Origin of the sequence: Corynebacterium bouchesdurhonense (assembly GCF_900078305.2) — a bacterium.
Taxonomy (GTDB): domain Bacteria; phylum Actinomycetota; class Actinomycetes; order Mycobacteriales; family Mycobacteriaceae; genus Corynebacterium; species Corynebacterium bouchesdurhonense.
This window is the reverse complement of sequence record NZ_LT546028.1, coordinates 896,439-914,873: the sequence shown is the minus strand read 5'-3', so window position 1 is coordinate 914,873 and position 18,435 is coordinate 896,439. Positions and strand designations below refer to the sequence as shown.

General features: G+C 70.7%; 17 protein-coding genes. 5 read left to right on the top strand and 12 right to left on the bottom strand.

Annotation, left to right across the window (positions count from 1 at the left end):
- Positions 1-18 precede the first annotated feature (18 nt).
- Together BN4252_RS09100 and BN4252_RS09095 are read right to left on the bottom strand one after the other, a co-directional pair.
- Positions 19-1,587, bottom strand: coding sequence for a Y-family DNA polymerase (locus BN4252_RS09100; protein WP_066529734.1), 1,569 nt, complete (start codon positions 1,585-1,587; stop codon positions 19-21).
- 5 nt (positions 1,588-1,592) lie between these two features.
- Complete coding sequence (locus BN4252_RS09095; RefSeq protein WP_143341194.1) at positions 1,593-2,321, bottom strand: hypothetical protein; 729 nt, start codon at positions 2,319-2,321, stop codon at positions 1,593-1,595.
- Positions 2,322-2,433: 112 nt separating this feature from the next.
- Between BN4252_RS09095 and BN4252_RS09090 the strand changes: the two genes are divergently transcribed.
- Positions 2,434-2,874 carry a hypothetical protein gene (locus BN4252_RS09090; RefSeq protein ID WP_187370945.1) on the top strand — a complete coding sequence of 147 codons (441 nt, stop codon included), beginning with the start codon at positions 2,434-2,436 and terminating at the stop codon, positions 2,872-2,874.
- Here BN4252_RS09090 and BN4252_RS09085 read toward each other — a convergent pair.
- The gene (locus tag BN4252_RS09085) at positions 2,871-3,530 is read right to left on the bottom strand and encodes a response regulator transcription factor (protein WP_066529725.1); all 660 of its coding nucleotides are present in this window, start codon (positions 3,528-3,530) and stop codon (positions 2,871-2,873) included. The genes BN4252_RS09090 and BN4252_RS09085 overlap by 4 nt on opposite strands.
- A 5-nt stretch (positions 3,531-3,535) precedes the next feature.
- Complete coding sequence (locus BN4252_RS09080; protein ID WP_066529722.1) at positions 3,536-4,729, bottom strand: ATP-binding protein; 1,194 nt, start codon at positions 4,727-4,729, stop codon at positions 3,536-3,538.
- 112 nt (positions 4,730-4,841) lie between these two features.
- On the opposite strand from BN4252_RS09080, the gene BN4252_RS09075 reads away from it, so the two are divergent.
- Both BN4252_RS09075 and BN4252_RS09070 read left to right on the top strand, forming a co-directional pair.
- The gene (locus BN4252_RS09075; RefSeq protein ID WP_066529719.1) at positions 4,842-5,915 is read left to right on the top strand and encodes a PspC domain-containing protein; all 1,074 of its coding nucleotides are present in this window, start codon (positions 4,842-4,844) and stop codon (positions 5,913-5,915) included.
- 14 nt (positions 5,916-5,929) lie between these two features.
- Entirely contained in the window at positions 5,930-7,831 is a 1,902-nt protein-coding gene (locus BN4252_RS09070; RefSeq protein ID WP_066529716.1) for an FAD/NAD(P)-binding protein, read from the top strand.
- Positions 7,832-7,888: 57 nt separating this feature from the next.
- Here the strand turns inward: BN4252_RS09070 and guaA are convergent, their stop codons facing one another.
- The 4 genes from guaA to guaB all read right to left on the bottom strand — a co-directional run bounded on the left by guaA (position 7,889) and on the right by guaB (position 13,379).
- Positions 7,889-9,442 carry a glutamine-hydrolyzing GMP synthase gene (guaA, locus tag BN4252_RS09065; protein ID WP_066529708.1) on the bottom strand — a complete coding sequence of 518 codons (1,554 nt, stop codon included), beginning with the start codon at positions 9,440-9,442 and terminating at the stop codon, positions 7,889-7,891.
- A gap of 68 nt (positions 9,443-9,510) precedes the next feature.
- On the bottom strand, positions 9,511-10,575 hold the full coding sequence (locus BN4252_RS09060; RefSeq protein WP_078056920.1) for an HNH endonuclease signature motif containing protein: 1,065 nt from the start codon (positions 10,573-10,575) through the stop codon (positions 9,511-9,513).
- A 102-nt stretch (positions 10,576-10,677) separates the two neighbouring features.
- On the bottom strand, positions 10,678-11,841 hold the full coding sequence (locus tag BN4252_RS09055; protein WP_066529703.1) for a GuaB3 family IMP dehydrogenase-related protein: 1,164 nt from the start codon (positions 11,839-11,841) through the stop codon (positions 10,678-10,680).
- A 14-nt stretch (positions 11,842-11,855) separates the two neighbouring features.
- Complete coding sequence (gene guaB, locus BN4252_RS09050; protein WP_066529700.1) at positions 11,856-13,379, bottom strand: IMP dehydrogenase; 1,524 nt, start codon at positions 13,377-13,379, stop codon at positions 11,856-11,858.
- 208 nt (positions 13,380-13,587) lie between these two features.
- Here guaB and BN4252_RS09045 point away from each other — a divergent pair, with 208 nt between their 5' ends.
- Positions 13,588-13,944 (top strand): DUF5319 domain-containing protein, encoded by a 357-nt coding sequence (locus BN4252_RS09045; RefSeq protein ID WP_187370954.1) that lies wholly within the window; start codon positions 13,588-13,590, stop codon positions 13,942-13,944.
- Positions 13,945-13,969: 25 nt separating this feature from the next.
- On the opposite strand, the gene BN4252_RS09040 is transcribed toward BN4252_RS09045, so the two are convergent.
- Both BN4252_RS09040 and BN4252_RS09035 read right to left on the bottom strand, forming a co-directional pair.
- Positions 13,970-14,983, bottom strand: a complete 1,014-nt coding sequence (locus BN4252_RS09040) for a hypothetical protein (RefSeq protein ID WP_066529692.1) — start codon at positions 14,981-14,983, stop codon at positions 13,970-13,972.
- On the bottom strand, positions 14,980-15,555 hold the full coding sequence (locus BN4252_RS09035; RefSeq protein WP_230208618.1) for a sigma-70 family RNA polymerase sigma factor: 576 nt from the start codon (positions 15,553-15,555) through the stop codon (positions 14,980-14,982). The genes BN4252_RS09040 and BN4252_RS09035 overlap by 4 nt, the downstream gene beginning before the upstream one ends.
- Positions 15,556-15,856: 301 nt before the next feature.
- Here BN4252_RS09035 and BN4252_RS09030 point away from each other — a divergent pair, with 301 nt between their 5' ends.
- Positions 15,857-16,168: a WhiB family transcriptional regulator gene (locus tag BN4252_RS09030; RefSeq protein WP_066529686.1), complete on the top strand. Its 312-nt coding sequence runs from the start codon at positions 15,857-15,859 to the stop codon at positions 16,166-16,168.
- A gap of 114 nt (positions 16,169-16,282) precedes the next feature.
- On the opposite strand, the gene groL is transcribed toward BN4252_RS09030, so the two are convergent.
- Positions 16,283-17,899, bottom strand: a complete 1,617-nt coding sequence (groL, locus tag BN4252_RS09025) for a chaperonin GroEL (protein ID WP_066529684.1) — start codon at positions 17,897-17,899, stop codon at positions 16,283-16,285.
- A gap of 25 nt (positions 17,900-17,924) precedes the next feature.
- Positions 17,925-18,224 carry a co-chaperone GroES gene (gene groES, locus BN4252_RS09020; RefSeq protein WP_066529676.1) on the bottom strand — a complete coding sequence of 100 codons (300 nt, stop codon included), beginning with the start codon at positions 18,222-18,224 and terminating at the stop codon, positions 17,925-17,927.
- Between the last annotated feature and the right edge of the window lie 211 nt (positions 18,225-18,435).

Genomic DNA, 18,435 nt, shown 5'->3' with positions numbered 1-18,435 from the left:
GCCCTTTGTAAACCGGCCTTAGTACACCGCCTCCACGCGCCAACTGCGGCGCGTCCACACCAGCAGCCAGCCCGTTACCTCCGCCTCCCGCCCGCCGGGGTGGCCCACCACCTGCAGCCGGGCGGCGCGGTTGTGGTTGGCGGCCGAGCCCCACCAGCCCCCGTCCACCGGCCACGGCCCGGCCCACCCCGTGACCAGGTACTTCGTGTCGCCCCAGGCGAGCGCGTAGGGCTTGGCGCTCAGGAGGGCTTCGGCCGTGACGGCCACGGGGGTGCCGGTCGCGCTGATCAGCACGATGCGCGAGGCGGGGTGGTCGATGCCCCCGCCGAGCCGGGCCGGGAGCGGGGCCGGCACCGCGCCCGGCCACGCGTGCTCCGCTGGCGCCGGTGCCGCCTCGCCGAAGGGCACAAGGCGGATGCGCTCGGCCACCCCACGGCCGCCGACGAAGCGGGGCTGGAGCACCGCGTCGATGCCGAGCTGCGACTGGACGCGCTCGATGACGCGGCGCGCTCCGTCGGTGGAGGAACCGTCGGCCCACAGCTCCCCCACCGGGTCCGGCTCGCTGAGCTCCAGCGGCTCGAGGATGAGGGAGGTGATCGCGGCGGCGCCGTCCGCGCCGGCGGTGCGCTGCGCGGTGAGCCAGCCGTCCAACTGCCAGCGCACACGGTCGGCGGTTCCGGCCTCGGTGAGCGCCTCGCGGGTGCGCCACACCCGCTCGACCCGGGTACCGCCGTCCAGCTCGGCCACCACCTTCAGCCGCAGGCAATTGCGCCCGGTTGCTTTGAGACGCTCGTGCAGCCCCGCTGCCAGCGCCCGCGCCGCGAAGGCGGCCGCGTCGACGCGCTCGATCGGATCCTCCGGGGTGATCGCCACGGCCAAGTCCGCGGCCGGCAGCTCGGGAGCCACGCGGCGGTCGGGTGCCGCGGATGCGATGCGGTGCAGGTGCATGCCGGCCGCGCCGAAGCGCGTGGTCACCGCTGCCGGCGGGATGGCCGCCAGATCGCCGAGGGTGGCAACGCCGAGCTGGCCCAGGGTGGTCACCGTCTCCGCGTCCGCGGCCAGCGCGGGCTCCGCGGTGAGCACGCGCAGCGGGTGGCCGGCGAGGAACTGCGCGGATCCGCCCGGCGGCACGACGCGGGAGGTGCGCGCGGCGATAGCGGCGGTGGCGATCTCATCGGCGGCGCCCGCGAAGGCGTCGATGCCGCGCCTCGACGCGGCGTCGACCAGCATCTCGAGCGCCGTGTCCTCGCTTCCGTGGAAGCGCGCGGCCGCCTCTACGTCGGCGATGACCAGGCCCGGGCGCAGCACCTCGACCGAGGCGGCGACGTCGTCCAAACTGGCGGCCAGCGAGGCGAAGAGACGGCCGTCCCGGTCCGGGTTGTCCTCGATGACGGTGAGCTCCGGGGCGGCGGCCTGGGCGTTGCGCACTCGCATCCCGCGGCGGATCCCGGCGCGCCGCGCTTCTTGCGAGCACACCTTCACGCGGTGCTGGGCGGCAATGGCGATGGGCTCGGCCAGCTCGTCGTCGAACTCCAGCTTCGCCGCCTGCACCGGCCAGTCCGGGAACCAGAGTGCAGCCACGCGCATGAGGTTTACGTCACCGCCCGCAGCCGCGGCCGCTCGGGGGCGGCACCCAGGGTGAGCGTGGCGCTGGCCGGCCGCGCCCCCTTGCGCTCGGCGCGCACCCGGATGTCGATCCCGGCGATACGCCCCAGCCCTTCCCCGATGCCGTGGAAGGCGGTGATGGTGCCGGTGACGCTGAGCGCCGGCGAGGGCACGGTGGTGTTGACGGCAAGGAGCGCCGCGCTGCCCTTGCGCAGGCGCGCCAGCAGCGGCCGCGCCCGCACCGGGGTCAGCTCCAGCGGCGCGCGGGTGCGCATCACCACCAAGTCGAGCCCCTCGGCCAGCACGCCCGCCACCGCGATGTCCTCGATGCCTGGCTCGGGCACGGCGATGACCCGCTCCAGCCCGTCGCGCCCCACACCCGCGTACGAGAGCTCCGGCCAGCCCACCACACCCGCGTACCCGCCGGCTGCGGCGACCTGGTCGATGATTTCCACCACTAGCGCCGGAGTGTCGCTACAGTGCGTGACGGCACCGCGGGGCAGCCCGCCGTTCGGCAGCACGTGCGATAAAGGCCCGCCCACGGCCAACACCCCATCGCCCTCGACCACGGGGCGCGCCACCTCGCCGCCGAGCGCCGCCATCTTGGCGCGAAGCTCGGCAATCTGCGCGGCGCGACCGCCCTGCACTGCCGTTTCCCGTACTCCCGCAGCCTCCCCGGGGAGCTCCGCGAGTACCCGAATAGGTGTTCCACTCACGCCGATCAGTATGCCGGGCGCGCCCGACGCGGGCAACCGTAAAGGTCGAACATGTTTTCTATAGCGGGCGGGCGCTGGCCGCCGCGCGCAGCCGGCTGGTAACGTCCCCGCCATGTTCACCGCGCCGTTCACCGCGCCGTACACCGCGGCCGCCGCAGAGGCACGCAGCCGCGTCACGCCCATCCCCACCCCGCCGCTTGTGCGCCTCGTCGGCTCGCTCGGCGCGGCGGGCTCGGTCGCGGCGATGGTGTCCCGCCTCGGCGCCGGGCCGAAGGTGGCGGTGGCGCTCGTGTGCGTCGCCGCCGCCCTCGCCGTGGTGCTGGCGCACCCGTACCGCCAGCGCATGCGGGCGTTTGCGCGGGAAAAGAACGTGGCGACGGTGCCGTCGATAAGCATGCTCCTCCCCCTCATGGCGTGGTGGCTGATCCTCATGCTCGCGCCGCTCGCGGACTGGCCGGTGTGGGGCGCGCTGCTCACCTTCGCGGCCGTGTTCGGCGCGGCGTGGGTGCTGTTCCCGCACGTGGACGGCTCGCGGCGCCTCGCGTACGCCTAATCCAGCGCGCGGTCCGCGGCCCAGCGCGTGAGCTGGTGCCGGTTGGACGTCTGCGTTTTGCGCAGGATGTTCGACGCGTGCGTCTCCACCGTCTTCACCGAGATGAACAGCTGCTGGCCGATCTCCTTGTACGTGTATCCGCGCGCGAGGAGCCGCAACACCTCCAGCTCCCGCCGCGTCGGGGCGCCCCCCGCCGGGTCTTCCCCCGCGCCGCCGGACGCGAACGCGTCGAGCACGAGGCCGGCCAGCCGCGGGGAAAAGTAGGCGCCCCCGCCGTGCACGCGCTCGACCGCCTCCGCCAGCTCCGGCCCGCTGATGGACTTGGTCACGTACCCGCGGGCGCCGGCGCGGATCAGGGAAATCACGTCCTCCGCCGCGTCCGAGACGCTCAGCGCCAGGAACTTCGCGCTTGTCGACGCCCCCTCCAAAACACCCCGCATCACCCCCAGACCTCCCCCGTCTGGCATGTGCACATCCAAGAGCACCACGTCCGGGCGGGTCCGGGCGATCCCCGCCACCGCCTCCGCCACGGTGCCGGCCTCGCCCACCACCTCGATCGCAGTGCCCGCGCCGGCACCTGCGCCCGCCGCCGCCAGCTCGGCGCGCACCCCGGCGCGGAACACAGAGTGATCATCAACCAAGAAGACGCGGATCATGCGCTTCAGCGTAACGGCTCGCCCACCCGCAGGGTCAGCTCCACCTCCGTGCCCTCGCCCGGCGCCGAGGTGACGCGCGCCGCGCCGCCCGCGCGTTCCATGCGCCCGGTGATCGAGTCGCGCACGCCGTGGCGGTCGGCCGGCACCGCGGCCGGGTCGAAGCCGACGCCGCGGTCGCGCACGAACACGGCTAGCTCGCCGGCGAGGTACTCCGCGTACACGTCGACGCGCTCCACGCCGGCGTGGGTGGCCGCGTTGACCATCGCCTCTCGCGCCGCGAGGACCACGGGCTCCGTGGCGGCGTCGAAGCCGCACTCCCCGCCCACCGTGACCAGGCTGACCACCACGCCGAAGAGGTCCTCCACCTCCCCCGCGGCCCGCCCCAGCGCGGCGAAGACGGTGGGCACGGCGTCGGTGGTTTCGGCCGCCTTCTCGGCGGAGTCGAACAGCCAGGCGCGCAGTTCGCGCTCCTGGCCGCGCGCCAGCCGCGCCACCTCCTCCGGGTCGCCGGCGCGCTTCTGTATCAGGGCGAGGGTCTGCAGCACCGAATCGTGCAGGCGCGACGCAATCTCCGCGCGCTGATCCGCCGCGGCCTTCTCCTCGCGCTCCTGCACCAGCGAGCGGGCCAGGCGCGCGATCACCGGCACCACCACCACGCCCACGCCGAAAAACGTGGCCGCCACCGCGGCGACCACCCCGCCGGTGCCCGCGGCATCGCCCATCACCGCGAGCGCGATCACCCCGCCGAAAATCAGGGCGATGCCGGCCGCCAGCGCCGCCGTCGTCCACCCACCACCCCGGCCGCGGTCGTACGCCTGCAGCGCCAGCACCGCACCCACCGCCACCAGGCCCAACACCGCCGTAACCGCGGAACCCCCGCCGTCCGCCACCTGCAACGTGGCCAGCGAGGCCGCGGAGGCGATGGCCGCCAAGAGGTAGTCCACCCGGCGCGGCCAGGCCGCGCCCACCGGTGCCGCGCCGCCGGGCGCCAGCGGCGTCATCACCCACACCGCAAGGTAGAGCAGTCCCCCCAACCCACCCGCCAGGGAGGCGAGGGTGAAGAAGAGGCGTATGTAGCGGACGTCGACAAGCAAATGCTCCGAAAGCCCGGCGGCGACACCCGCAACCACCCGCCCCTCGCGCACGCGGGTGAAACGCGGCGTGAGCGGCGGCCGCGCGGCCGGAGAGTAAGCGGGCATGGTGGCGATTCTCCCACGCGGGCCCGGCCGACGGATCCGGGGAAACCCTGGTTTTCACAAATCAGGGGGATTCCGGATGGTGGGCCCGCGCCCGCGGCGGGAAAATGGGGGCATGGACACACCCAACGACTTCCAAACCACCGTGCGGCAGATGTGGGACACGCGGCCGCCGCGCATCCCGAAGGACCAGGGCGGCAACGCCCTCCTCGGCGGCGTGTGCGAGGGCATCGGCGCCCGCTACCGCATCGACCCCGTGCTGGTGCGCATCATGTTCGTCGTGCTCGGGCTGGCGTTCGGCGGCGGCATCTTCGCGTACCTGCTGTGCTGGATGAACATGCCGCGCTTCGGCATGACGGTCAGCCCCGGCCGCGCCATCGCTACACCGAAAGACCAGCTCACACCCATCGAGCGCAAGGAACGCTCCGCCGGCTGGTGGCTGGTGCTGGGCCTGGTTGTTTTCTTCCCCTCCGTGTCGTACGCGGGCGACCTGCGCGCCGTGGTGGTCACCGCGATCGTGCTGTTCGGCGCGTGGTACCTCGCCCACCGCAGCGTGCCGCAACCGCCCGCAGGGTTGCTGCCCTCGCAAGGGGCATTGCCTGACGACGCCGCCGTGGACACCTCCCACCTCACCCCGCCCGAGGGCTACCCGCACCCGGGCGTCGGCACCGCCACCCCGCCGGCGTGGGACCCGCTGGGCGCCGCGCCGGAACTGTGGCACCTGCCGGATCCCGGCCCTGCCGAGCCCGCGCGGCCTGCGCCGAAGGCGAGCCAGAAGTGGGTGTGGATCCCCATCGGCGTCGGCATCGCGGCGCTCACGGCCGCCGTCCTGAGCACTGCCGGCTCCGACGGCGCGGCGGATGGGGGCGCGAGCAGCAACGCCGGCGACATCTCGCTCGCCCCCACCAGCGAGGAGGGCTTGGACGACGTGGACAGCAGCCTCGGTGACATCAGCCTGGACCTGAGCGAGCTGCCCGCCCTGGACCAGCCGCGCACCATCGAGGTCTCCAACAACCTTGGCGACATCCGGATCACCCTCCCCGAGAACGCCAAAGTGAAGGTGAGCTGCTCCAGCAACATGGGCAGCGTGGACTGCCCCAGCGGCGTGATCAACGCCGACGCGCCGGGCGAGCTGCTGGAGCTGCACGTGAGCAACAACCTGGGCGACACGACAGTCACCCGGCCGTAGGGAGGAGCGGACTCGTGGCAGCATCGATCGCGATCATCGGCGGAGGCCCGCGGGGAATCTCCATCACGGAGCGCATCGCCGCGTACCTGCGCGGCACCAGCCCCGCGCTCACCCTGCACATCGTGGATAGCGCCCAAGTCGGCGCCGGCCGCGTTTGGGACACCGCGCAAACCCACACGCTGTGCATGAACACGCTGGCCGGCGCCGTCACGCTCTTCACCGAGCCGGGCGCAACCGTGGGCGCGCCCGTCCTGGAGGGGCCCACCATGTATGAGTGGATCCAGCTCGTGCGAGGCGATCGGGAGGCGGTCAGCGGGCCGAAGCGCTCGCTTTTCGACGCCCACCAGCCCGCCGCCCTCCCCCAGTTCGATGCCGAGATCGCCGCGACGCGCCCCGAATCGAACCCCTCGCGCGCCCTCTACGGCGAGTACCTGCGCTGGGTGTGGCGGGTCGCGCTCGCGCAGCTGCCGGCGTCGGTGGAGGTGGTCGAGCACGCGGCGCGCGCCACCCGGTTCGCGGGCGGGGCCATTTCGCTTGTCGACGCAACCGGCACCACCACCATCCACACCGACGCCGCCGTCCTAGCCTCCGGCTGGGTGCTACCCGCCGCAACCGAGGAGCAGCGCGCCTTCGCCGGGTCCGGGCTGACCTACATTGGCGCGGGAAACCCCGTCGAGCAGGACGTGGCGCGCCTCGGCGCCGGCGAGCGCGTCCTGGTGCGCGGGATGGGTATGGGCTTTTTCGACCTCATGGCGCTGACCACCATCGACCGGGGCGGCCGCTTCGTGGAGGACGCTTCGCGACGATCCGGTTTGCGCTACGAGGCGTCGGGAAGCGAGCCCCACTTTGTGCTGACCTCGGGCCGCGGCTATCCCTACCTGCCCAAATCCGAGTACCACTCGCTGCCGCCGAAGGCCAACCTGAGCCGGCTGCGCGCGGCGATCAGCGCCCACGCCGCAGTCGACGGGAGCGGGGCGCTGTCCTTCGGCCGCGACCTGTGGCCGGCGCTCGCGCGCGACGCCTACGCCGAGTACTACCGCACGCTCGCCCGGGTGCGCCCGGACTCGCTCCGAGCTCCCCTTGAAGAGGTGCTCGCCGCGATCGATGCCGCCGACCTCGGGGCGGCCGCGAACAGCGACGACATCATCCCCGTCGCCCGCGCGCTGAGCGGGGTGCTCGACGGCCTGACCAGCGAGCCGTTCAACATGGCGCACTGGGTGGACCCCCTCGCCGGGACGCATGCGCTGAGCATCGAGGACCTCGGGACGCGGATCACGGACGGCATGGTCGCCGACATCACGGAGGCGGTCGCCGCGTGGGATTCGCCGGTCAAGGCCGGTTTGTGGGCCATTTCTGCCGGGCGGAAGCCGGTCGCCGTCGCCACCCAGAACGGCCGCGGCGCGCGCGAGGCGGCACTGGGCCAATACATGGCGTTCGGGCAGATGGTCGGCTCCGGCCCGCCGCTGTTCCGCACCCGCGAGCTGCTCGCGCTGTACGACGCCGGCCTAGTCACTTTCCTCGGCCCCGAACCCCACGTCACTGTCAATTCGCTGCGATACCGCGCCGCCAGCCACAGCCGCACCGCCCACGCCGCCGCGCTCGCGGACGCCTTTCTCCCGGCCCCCGACATCCGCCGGGCCGCCGACCCGGTCAGCCGCTCGCTCATCGACGCCGGCCGCGTCCGCCCCTTCTCCCCAGGCGGCGTTGCCACCGGCTCACCCGAGACGGACGCGAACACCCGCCGCACGGTGCACCCAGACGGCTCGTTGGATGCCCACCTGCACATTACGGGCATCCCCACCGGCGATCAGTGGGCCGACACCACCATCTCCCCGATGCCCGGCACCGACCCGCTCATGCTGCAGGAGACGGACAAAACCGCGCACTCCCTGCTGGTGCAGGCAGGCGCGGTGTAAACGTGTTCGGGGCGTCCGGGGCGTCCGGGGCCGCGGGTCACGCGGTGCGCGTGCGCGCTACTCCCACTCGATGGTGGCCGGCGGCTTCGAGGTCACATCGAGCACCACGCGGTTGACATCCGGGACCTCGTTGGTGATGCGGGTGGAGATGGACTCGAGGACGTCGTAAGGCACGCGCACCCAGTCAGCGGTCATGGCGTCCTCCGACGCGACCGGCCGCAGCACGATGGGGTGGCCGTAGGTGCGGCCGTCGCCCTGCACACCCACGGAGCGCACGTCCGCGAGCAGGACCACCGGGCACTGCCAAATTTGCTCGTCGAGGCCGGCCTTGGTCAGCTCCTCGCGCGCGATAGCGTCGGCGGCCCGCAGGGTGTCGAGGCGCTCCTGGGTCACCTCGCCGATGATGCGAATGCCCAGACCCGGGCCCGGGAAGGGTTGCCGGTTCACGATGACCTCGGGAAGGCCGAGCTCACGGCCCACCGCGCGCACCTCGTCCTTGAACAGGAGGCGCAGCGGCTCGACGAGCGTGAACTCAACGTCGTCAGGCAGGCCGCCGACGTTGTGGTGGCTCTTGATGTTCGCGGTGCCCGTGCCGCCACCCGACTCGACCACGTCCGGGTACAGCGTGCCCTGCACCAAGAAGTCGACACCCTGGTCAGACAAAACGTCCGCCACCGCGCGCTCGAAGGAGCGGATAAACTCCGCGCCGATCGCCTTGCGTTTCGCCTCCGGCTCGGTGACCCCGGCGAGCTTGTCCAGGAACGCGGCGCGCTCGTCCACCGTCACCAGCTTCGCGCCGGTGGCGGCCACGAAGTCGGTCTCCACCTGCTCGCGCTCACCCTGGCGCAGCAGACCGTGGTCGACGAACACGCAGGTGAGACGGTCGCCGATAGCGCGCTGCACCAGCGCGGCCGCCACCGCGGAGTCCACGCCGCCGGACAGGCCGCAAATGGCGCGCCCCTCGCCCACCTGCTCGCGGACCTGGTCAATGAGCTGCTCGGCGATGTTCGACGCGGTCCAGTTCTGCTCCAGCCCAGCGATCTCCGTGAGGAAGCGGGTGAGCACCTGCTGGCCGTGCGGGGAGTGCATCACCTCGGGGTGGTACTGCACGCCCGCGAACCCGCGCTCCGGGCACTCGAACGCGGCCACCGGGGCGCCCGGCGTGGACGCCGTGACAGTGAACCCCTCCGGCGCGGCCGTGACCGAGTCACCGTGGGACATCCACACCGGGTGCTCCTCGCTCAGGCCCGCGTGCAGCACACCTCCGTCAACGCGCATCGGCGTGCGGCCGTACTCGCGCGCGCCCGTCTCGGCGACGGTGCCACCCAACGCCTGCGTCATCAACTGGAATCCGTAGCAGATGCCGAAGATCGGCAGACCGAGCTCAAATACTTCCGGGTCGAGGTGCGGCGCACCGTCTGCGTAGACCGACGACGGCCCGCCGGAGAGCACCAGCGCCACCGGGTCCTTGGCCTTCAGCTCGGCCGCGGTGATGGTGGAGGGCACAACCTCGGAGTACACGTTGGCCTCGCGCACGCGGCGGGCGATCAACTGGGCGTACTGGGCGCCAAAATCGACAACGAGAACAGGGCGAATCTGCGGAGTAGTCACGGGCCTAGATAGTAGCCGATCAGCGCTACCCGCCCGAGCGCGCTTCCGCCGTCAGCCGATGCGGGCAACTACTGGGGAAACAAGGTTCGCATCGCCGCGAACGGGTGGTAGGGATTCGCCACCGCGTACCCGCCCGGGGAGCACCACGTTGGGATCCCGGCGACGTTCTCGATGCGTCCGCGGCGGGCGCGCCCGGGGTCATCGTCGTTGACCCGGTTGTGGTACCGGCACAGCGGAGACAGGTTGGCCAGGTTCGTCTCGCCGCCGCGACTCCACGCCTCGATGTGGTGGATTTCGCACAGGTCCGCACCCTGCCGGCAGCCCGGGAACGGGCACACCGGCATCGCGGCGCGGGCCAAGTTCCGCTGCTTGCGGTTAGCCAGGCGCTCGGTCCGGTAGAGGTTCACCGGGCCCGCCTGCGGGTGGAAGGCTGCGACCTCGAGCTGCTCGCCATAGTTAGCTTGCAGGAACTCGGCGCCGGTCATTGTGGTGGCGTCGGTGAGGCCGAGGACCACGTCGTCGCCTTCGCCGTCGAGGATGCGCACGTACTCCGGCAGCGGGACCAGGATCATCGGACGTGGCACGGCCCGGGCGACCCCGCCGCCCTCGCCCCGCATCAGTGAGAGCAGGTTCTCAACAAGCTGCGGCCCCGCAGGTTGCTCGGGATCGATCCCCTGGTTCAGGTGGTGCTCTAGGTCCGCCACGTCGCGTTCGTCGGCGGTGGCCGTCACCGTCCGCAGCCCGTCGCGCGATTTCGAGAAGGCGACCCGCTTCACGGGCTTCCGCGCCGGTTTCGGCACCAGCTCTCGCACCAGTGCGGACAGGGTGCGGTAGTTGCGCTTTTGTCGTAAGAGCCGCAGCCGGAGCTTCATACGCGTCCGGGAGCGGCGGATGCGCTTGAGCGCCCGCTCGATCATCACCAGCTGATCAAACGTGAACGCCGCCTCCCGCGCGAGCCGAACCGCGGTGGCCTGCTGTTTGACTGCCTGGGTCGGCCCAAAGTATACGTCGTGAAGCAAGGCCCAATCTTTGACCTTGGCGGACGAGAAACCAGCGGCCAGGGCTTGCCCTCTGTCGTACCCTTCAAGTGCATCGATGGTTGTGCCGCGGAGCATTGATTCGAATGGAGTCATGCCGGGGACGTTAAGGCAAAATATCCGAATCGTAAAGGGCAGGAAAAATGCCCTGTGGAATTTCTGATCGAATTCCACAGGGCATTTTCATTAAGCGAGCGTTTACAGGGACGGACGCACCGTGAGCTGGACTTTTTGGAACTCCTTGACGTTGGTGTACCCGCACTTTGCCATCGTCCGGCGCAGGCCGCCCACCAAGTTCAACCCACCCCACGGGTCGTTCGACGGGCCGTGGAGAACCACCTCGAGGGGGTACTGGGTTTCCGCGAAGTTCACGTACACGCCGCCGCGGGGGTGGCGCGGGTGCGCAGCCTGCGGCTCCCAGTAGGAACCACCGCCGGCCGCTTCTTGGGCCTTTGCTAGGAGACGCCCCACCATCACCGCATCGGCACCGCAAGCGAGAGCGGTGGCCAGCTCGCTGTCGTCGTAGGTGGCCACGTCGGCGACGATGTGCACGAAGCGGCCCTCGGTCTCATCCAGATAGTCGCGTCGCGCCGCGGCAACGTCCGCAATCGCGGTGGCCAACGGCACACCGACGCCCGAATCGGACGCGGCTTCACCTGCACCGACGATCACACCGGCCACGCCAGCGCGCATGAGGTGCGTGGCCATGGAGTAATCGAAGACGCCGCCGGCGATCACCGGAACCTCGAGCGAGCCAACGAATTCCTTCAGGTTGAGCGGCTCACCGCCCTGCTGCACGTGCTCCGCGGAAACAAGGTTGCCCTGAATGAAGAGCAGCTCCGCGCCGGCCGCGATCACCACGGGCGCAAGCTCGCGCGCGTTCTGCGGGCTCACGCGCACCGCCACGGTCACACCGGAATCGCGCACCTGGCTGATCCGCTCGGCGAGCAGGTCGGTATCCAACGGCTTGGCGTGGAGGCGCTGCAGCACCTCCACCGCCCGCGTCTTCGACGCCTCGAACTCGAGAATGGCCTTCCGCGAATTCATCTCCTCCGGGTACTGCGCGGTGCCGGTCACCTCGGCGATCGCGTCTTCCAGCGATGCGCAGCGGCCCCACAGCCCCTCCGCGTCGATCACGCCGAGACCGCCCTGCTTGCCCATCTCGATGATGAACTCGGGGCTGGCCAGCGCGTCGGTGGGGTGAGAGAGGATCGGCGAGTCGAAGGTGTAGGCGTCCACGTGCCACGTGGTGTCGACGTCCTTCGACGAGCGGGTGCGGCGGGTGGGTACCAGGGAGACGTCGTCAAGCGAATAAGCCCGGCGTGCCTCGCGCCCGATTCCAATTTCGACGTAGTCGCGCATAATCGAATCCCCTCCTAACCGCGGTAGTTCGGCGCTTCGACAGTCTGCGTGATGTCGTGCGGGTGGCTCTCGCGCAGGCCGGCGGCGGTGATCTGCACAAACTTCTTCGTCTGCAGCTCCTCAACCGACGCGGAGCCGGTGTAGCCCATCGCGGCGCGCAGGCCGCCGACGATCTGGTGCGTGATCGCGTCGATCTCGCCGCGGTACGGCACGCGCCCCTCGATGCCCTCCGGCACGAGCTTGTCCTCGCTGGCCACGTCCGCCTGGAAGTAGCGGTCCTTGGAGAAGGAGCGCTTCTCGCCCGTCAGGCCTCGGCCCTGCATCGCGCCCATGGACCCCATGCCGCGGTAGCGCTTGTACTGCTTGCCGCCCACAACCACGATCTCGCCCGGGGCCTCCGCGGTGCCCGCGAGCATCGAGCCGAGCATCACGGACGACGCGCCGGCGGCCAGCGCCTTCGCCACGTCGCCGGAGTGCTGCATGCCGCCGTCCGCGATGATGGGCACCCCGGCCTGCTTCGCCGGCACGGCCGCCTCGAGGATCGCGGTAATTTGCGGGGCGCCCACGCCCGCCACTACGCGGGTGGTGCAGATGGAGCCCGGGCCGATGCCCACCTTGATCGCGTCCGCGCCGGCGTCGATCATCGCCTGCGCCGCGGTGCGTGTGGCCAGGTTGCCGCCGATAACGTCGACGCGGTCGCCGAAGTCCTTCTTCACGCGCGCCACCATCTCCAGCACGCGGTTGTTGTGCGCGTGTGCGGAGTCGACCACCAGGGCGTTGACACCCGCCTCGACGAGCAGCCCGGCGCGGTCGTACGAGTCGTCGCCCGTGCCGACGCCCGCCGCGACCAGCAGCCGGCCAGCATCGTCCTTGGACGCGTTGGGGTACTGCTCGCTCTTGACAAAGTCCTTCACCGTGATCAGGCCCGCGAGCTTGCCGTCCGACGTCACGATCGGCAGCTTCTCCACCTTGTTCGCGGAAAGCAGCCGCAGCGCCTCGTCCTTGCTCACGCCCTCCTCGGCGACGACGAGCGGCATGGGGGTCATGACCTCGGCAACCTTGCGGTCGAAGTCCGGCTCGAAGCGCATGTCGCGGTTGGTGATGATGCCCACCAGGCGACCGTCCGCGTCCACCACCGGCAGGCCGGAAATGCGGAAGCGGGCGCACAGCGCGTCAACCTCGGCGAGCGTCATCTCCGGCGACGCGGTGACCGGGTCGGTGACCATGCCGGACTCCGAGCGCTTCACAATGTCCACCTGCTCCGCCTGCTCTTGGGCGGAGAGGTTGCGGTGGAGTACGCCGATGCCGCCCTGGCGGGCCATGGCGATGGCCATGCGGGACTCGGTGACGGTGTCCATCGCGGCCGAGGCGATCGGGATGCCCAGGGTGATGTTGCGGGTCAGCTTGGTGGAGGTGCTCACCTCGGACGGCACGATGTGGGACTCGGCGGGGAGCAGGAGCACGTCGTCGAACGTGAGGCCGCGCAGCGCCACCTTGTCCGGATCATCCCCGCCCGTGAGAACTCGCTCGTTTGCCATGGATCTAGTGTCTCCTCTCCCGCGTGGTTGCCCACGACGATTGCGCCGGATCATCCGCCGATAGCTTTGCCCCATGATATTACGCGGGCGCAGCCGCGGCGCCTTTGCGGAGGTAGGCGGGCCAAACGCCGCGCGCGCCCCCGCAAACGCCCGCGTGGTGGCCGTGTCAGGGCGGCCTACTAGGCTTGGGGGCGTGAATTACGACGACATGATGCCCCTCGACCCGTTCGCGGACGACCCGAACGACCCGGCATCGTTCATCGACGATGACGAGGTTGTGGAGCCGCTCTCCGACCGGGAACGCGCCGAGGTGACCCAGGACTTGGCTTATGTGCGCGACTGCATGCGTCGCCTGCGCCCGCGCGGCATCCTCGGCATCTACTTCCAGTGCGAGGACTGCCAGGAGCTGCACTACTACGACTGGGAGATTATGGAGCAGAACATGCTCGCCTCCCTGCGCGGGGAGCTGCCGCCGGTGCACGAGCCGAGCGCCGACCCGAACGTGGACGCGTACGTGCCTTGGGATTACGCGATGGGCTACTTGGACGGGTTGGACGCCCGCTAGCGCCGAGCCGGCCGAGCCGGACGGGCTAGTTGCTCGAGCCCGTCACCACGCGCGGCACGGCACCCTCTTCGGCAGCCGGGGCTGACGGGCCGCCGTATTGCACCTGCGGGGTGAGCTCGCGCGAAGGCTGCACCACCTGCGGCGTGGCGCCCTCGGGCTGCTGCGACGCAGGGGTTTTGGCGCTCGGCTGCGGCGCCGGTGCTGGGGCTGACGGCTGCTGGGGCTGCGCCGGCTTGACCTCCTGCGGCGGTTGCGCGGACTGCGACGCCGGGGCGGGCGCCTGGCTCGACGGCGCGGGCTGCGACTCCAGCGCCGGCACCACCACGGTGGTCACTGCGGCCTCGGGGTCCTTCGGCTGCGACGGGTCCGGTTGCGCGGGGACGGCAGTCACGGTCACCGTCACCGTAGGCAAGTTGCGCATGCTTTCCGACGCATCCTCCGCACCGCGCCCATTCCCCGCCGGCCGGTTCATGGCGTCGACGAGCGAGCGCGCCTGCTCCAGCAGCGCGTTGAGGTGCTCCGTGTCGCCCTCCTGGGAGGCAACCTGGATCTGCTGCAGCGTCGACGCAAGTTCCACGGCGCGGGTGCGGTCGCCGAAGACGGTGGTCGCCGGGCCCCACAGCGGGGAGCCGGGCGTGGCGTTGTAGAGCGCGGCGCCAGAGCCGACCACGAGCGCGGTGGCCGCCGCGGCGCCGATCAGGCCCGACGCCCACGGGTTCATCGCCCTCCTCGACGTGCCGGGCGCTGCGGCGCCTCCAGTCTCCGCGGCCCCGCGGCGGCCCCGGCGCTGGCGCGCGGCGTCGAGGGAGGCGGGCGCTTCGGGTGCGTCGGCAAGCAGTGCCCCCAAAACGTCCGGCGCGGCGGGCATCGGCCGCTCCACCTCGGCGCGCAGGCCGAGCAGCAACCCGGCGAGCGGGTCGGCGCCGCCGGTGGGGTCCTCCCCGCGGGAGAGGGCGTCGAGGAACGCGTCGTCGGCGCCCACCGGCGCAAACTGCGCGGTCGCGTCGTCGCGGTTGTGCTCATTGGCGCGGCGTGTCATTCCTCTGTTCCCTGTTCCTCTAGCGCTGCTCGCAATTTTGCCAAGGCGCGGTGTTGCGCAACCCGCACCGCCCCGGGGGTGGACCCCACGGCCTCGGCTGTCTCCTCCGCGGAAAGGCCCACGAAAACACGCAGTACAACGATATCTCGGGCCTTGTCACCTAGTAGATCGAGCAAAGCGCGAATTTGGTTACTCTCGTCGCTTTCCAGGGCGAACTGCTCCGGCGACACGCCGTCCGCCGCCGCGTCCGGCACCTCGTCCGTGGGCTGCAACCGGTCGCGAGAGAGCGCCCGGTGCGCGTCCGCGACCTTGTTGAACGCGATGCCGTAGACGAACGCCATGAACGGCTTGCCCATGTCCTGGAATTTGTGGATGGAGGTGGCCACCGCGAGGCACACCTCCTGCGCCACGTCCTCCGCCGTGGGGGTGCGGCCGCCGCTGATGCGGGCACGCGTGTAGCGCAGCACCTGGGGGTGGATGAGGCGGATCACCTGCTGCAAAGCCCGCTGGTCCCCGGCTGCCGCCAGGGGGACGAGGCGGCGAAGCTCACCGTCGACATCGGTTTCAGCCACGGTTCTCCTTTCGCCGGCCATGCTCCGAGCCAAGTGGCCACCCTACGCGCACGGGCCCCGCTCTACCAGCATCCGGCCCGCACGCGCCGCGCCATGATTTCTTCCGCTGAAATTCACCAGCGCGTAACCTTTGGCAAATTCCCAGCTAAGGCGCACTTCTCCGCAAGGTTTCACGGCGGATCAACGTGCGCGTTACCGCCAGTACATCATCCGTTCACCCGCGGCGTGGACACTGCCTCTCGGCACGTTGCTCGCGCCGCGTGCGAAGGCTTGAGAGGTACACCAAAGGAGCTCCACACTAATGTCCCTGCCGCACCTGCTTCCCGGTCCGAACGCCGATTTCTGGGATTGGCAACTCAGAGGCGCCTGCCGGGGCGAAGCGTCCGAGGTCTTCTACCACCCGGACGGCGAGCGGGGCCGGGCCCGCACGCAGCGCGAGAACCGCGCGAAGGCGATCTGCTTCAGCTGCCCGGTGCTCTCCCAATGCCGCGAGCACGCGCTGCGCGTCGCCGAGCCGTACGGCATCTGGGGCGGCATGAGCGAGTCCGAGCGCCAGGCGGCGCTGCGCGGCGCCCGCGGCGGGATGAAAGTTGCCGCCGTATCCGCCAAGTAGAGCTTTTTTGCTTATCGACGCACACGCCCCGCCCACCAGCCCGAAATCCGGGCCGCGTGGGCGGGGCGTGCGTTGTTGCGTACGGTGTTGCTGGCGCTGTAGGCGCGGCTCGCGCTAGTGCGCGTGGCCGTGGCCGTGCGCTTCCTCGTCCTCTTCCGCCGGCTTGGTCACCACGGACGCTTCGGTGGTGAGCACCATGCGGGCGACGGACGCGGCGTTAACCACGGCAGAGTGCGTCACCTTCACCGGGTCGATGATGCCCTGCTCGATCAGGTTGCCGTACTCGAGCGTGGCGGCGTTGAAGCCCTCGCCGTTGCTCATCTCGGCCACCTTGGACACCACCACGGCGCCGTCGAGGCCGGCGTTCTGGGCGATCCAGTAGGCCGGCTTGGTCAGCGCGCGGGACACCGCGAGCACGCCGGTCTTGCGCTCGCCCTCGAAGCCATCGGCGAACGCCTCGAGCTCGCGTGCGATCTGCACGAGCGCGGAACCGCCGCCGGCGATGATGCCTTCCTGCGCGGCGGCGCGGGCGGCGTTGATGGCGTCCTCCACGCGCAGCTTGCGCTCGTTCAGCTCGGTCTCGGTGGCCGCCCCGACGCGCAGCACCGCGACGCCGCCGGAGAGCTTGGCCAGGCGCTCCTCCATCTTCTCGCGGTCCCACGTCGAGTCGGTGGCCTCGATCTCGCGGCGGATCTGGTTGCGGCGCTCCTCCACGGCCTCGGCGGTCCCGGCGCCGTCGACGATCACGGTGTCGTCCTTGGTCACCGTCACGCGGCGCGCGGAACCGAGGTGCTCCAGCGTGGCGTCCTTCAGGCTCACGCCCACCTCTGGGTCGATCACGGTGGCGTCGGTGACCACGGCCAGGTCATCCATGAAGGCCTTGCGGCGCTCGCCGAAGTACGGCGACTTCACGGCCACCACCTTGAGCGCCTTGCGCAGGGTGTTGACCACGAGGGTCTGCAGCGGCTCGCCCTCGACGTCCTCGGCGATGATGAGCAGCGGCACCGACTCGGTGGCCACCTGCTCGAGCAGCGGAAGGAAGTCCGGCAGGGAGGAGATCTTGTTGCGCACGAGCAGGACGCGCGCGCCGTCGAGCACGGCCTGGCCGGCGTCCGGGTCCGTCATGAAGTAGGGCGACAGGAAGCCCTTGTCAAAGGAGATGCCCTCGGTCAGGTCCACGTACGACTCGATGGACTGGGACTCCTCGACGGTGAGCACGCCGTCCTTGCCCACCTTGTCCATGGCACCGGCGACCATCTCGCCGACCTCCGGGTCGCGGGAGGACACGGTGGCCACGTTGGCGATCTCCGCGGAGGAGGACACCTCGGTCGCGCGGTTGGTCAGCTCCTCGACGACCTTCTCGGCCGCCGCGGCGATGCCCTTGTTCAGCTCGATCGGGTTGGCACCGGCCGCCACGTTGCGCAAGCCCTCGGCGACGAGTGCCTGGGCGAGCAGGGTAGCGGTGGTGGTGCCGTCGCCGGCGATGTCGTTCGTCTTGACGGCCACGGACTTCACCAGCTGCGCACCGAGGTTCTCGAAGGGGTCCTCGAGGTCGATGTCGCGTGCGATGGTCACGCCGTCGTTGGTCACGGTCGGGCCGCCCCAGGACTTGGACAGCACCACGTTGCGGCCGCGCGGGCCGAGCGTGACCTTCACCGCGTCGGCGAGGGTGTCCACGCCGCGCTGGATGCCCTCCCGGGCCTCCTGGTCAAATGCAATGAGTTTTGCCATTGGTGGCTTCGCCCCCTTCGGGTTGTTATTTTTCGACGATCGCCAGCAGGTCGCGAGCCGAAAGCAGCAGGTACTCCTCGCCGTTGTACTTCAGCTCCGTGCCGCCGTACTTGGCAAAGATGACGGTGTCGCCCTCGTGGACGTCCATCGCGACGCGGTTGCCGGACTCGTCCAGGCGGCCCGGGCCGACGGCGATAACGGTGGCCTCCTGCGGCTTCTCGGCGGCGGAGTCCGGAATAACCAGGCCGGAGGCGGTGGTGGTCTCGGCCTCGGCGATCTGAACCAGGACCTTATCTTCGAGCGGGCGGATGTTGACGTTAGCCATGATCGGTACCTTTGGTGCCTTTCGTCTCATTGAGCGTAGGCGCGCCCCGCGGGGCGGCCCAGGGTAGTTTGTCGCGGTCAATCCCATGTCGCGCAGCCGTCGTCGCGGGTGAACAACTGTGCTCGAGACAACCCATTTAGCACTCTACCGCCGTGAGTGCCAGCCGACAACACCGGCCCCGCGCCGCGCCGCGCCACCCCTCGCGCCGCGC

Bases quoted from the DNA above. Each gene is read 5' to 3' on its own strand.
- BN4252_RS09055 (WP_066529703.1), bottom strand. From the start codon at position 11,841: ATGCGCGACTACGTCGAAATTGGAATCGGGCGCGAGGCACGCCGGGCT.
- BN4252_RS09090 (WP_187370945.1), top strand. From the start codon at position 2,434: ATGTTCACCGCGCCGTTCACCGCGCCGTACACCGCGGCCGCCGCAGAG.
- BN4252_RS09085 (WP_066529725.1), bottom strand. From the start codon at position 3,530: ATGATCCGCGTCTTCTTGGTTGATGATCACTCTGTGTTCCGCGCCGGG.
- BN4252_RS09030 (WP_066529686.1), top strand. From the start codon at position 15,857: ATGTCCCTGCCGCACCTGCTTCCCGGTCCGAACGCCGATTTCTGGGAT.
- BN4252_RS09045 (WP_187370954.1), top strand. From the start codon at position 13,588: ATGATGCCCCTCGACCCGTTCGCGGACGACCCGAACGACCCGGCATCG.
- BN4252_RS09100 (WP_066529734.1), bottom strand. From the start codon at position 1,587: ATGCGCGTGGCTGCACTCTGGTTCCCGGACTGGCCGGTGCAGGCGGCG.
- BN4252_RS09060 (WP_078056920.1), bottom strand. From the start codon at position 10,575: ATGACTCCATTCGAATCAATGCTCCGCGGCACAACCATCGATGCACTT.
- groES (WP_066529676.1), bottom strand. From the start codon at position 18,224: ATGGCTAACGTCAACATCCGCCCGCTCGAAGATAAGGTCCTGGTTCAG.
- BN4252_RS09075 (WP_066529719.1), top strand. From the start codon at position 4,842: ATGGACACACCCAACGACTTCCAAACCACCGTGCGGCAGATGTGGGAC.
- guaB (WP_066529700.1), bottom strand. From the start codon at position 13,379: ATGGCAAACGAGCGAGTTCTCACGGGCGGGGATGATCCGGACAAGGTG.
- groL (WP_066529684.1), bottom strand. From the start codon at position 17,899: ATGGCAAAACTCATTGCATTTGACCAGGAGGCCCGGGAGGGCATCCAG.
- BN4252_RS09080 (WP_066529722.1), bottom strand. From the start codon at position 4,729: ATGCCCGCTTACTCTCCGGCCGCGCGGCCGCCGCTCACGCCGCGTTTC.
- BN4252_RS09040 (WP_066529692.1), bottom strand. From the start codon at position 14,983: ATGACACGCCGCGCCAATGAGCACAACCGCGACGACGCGACCGCGCAG.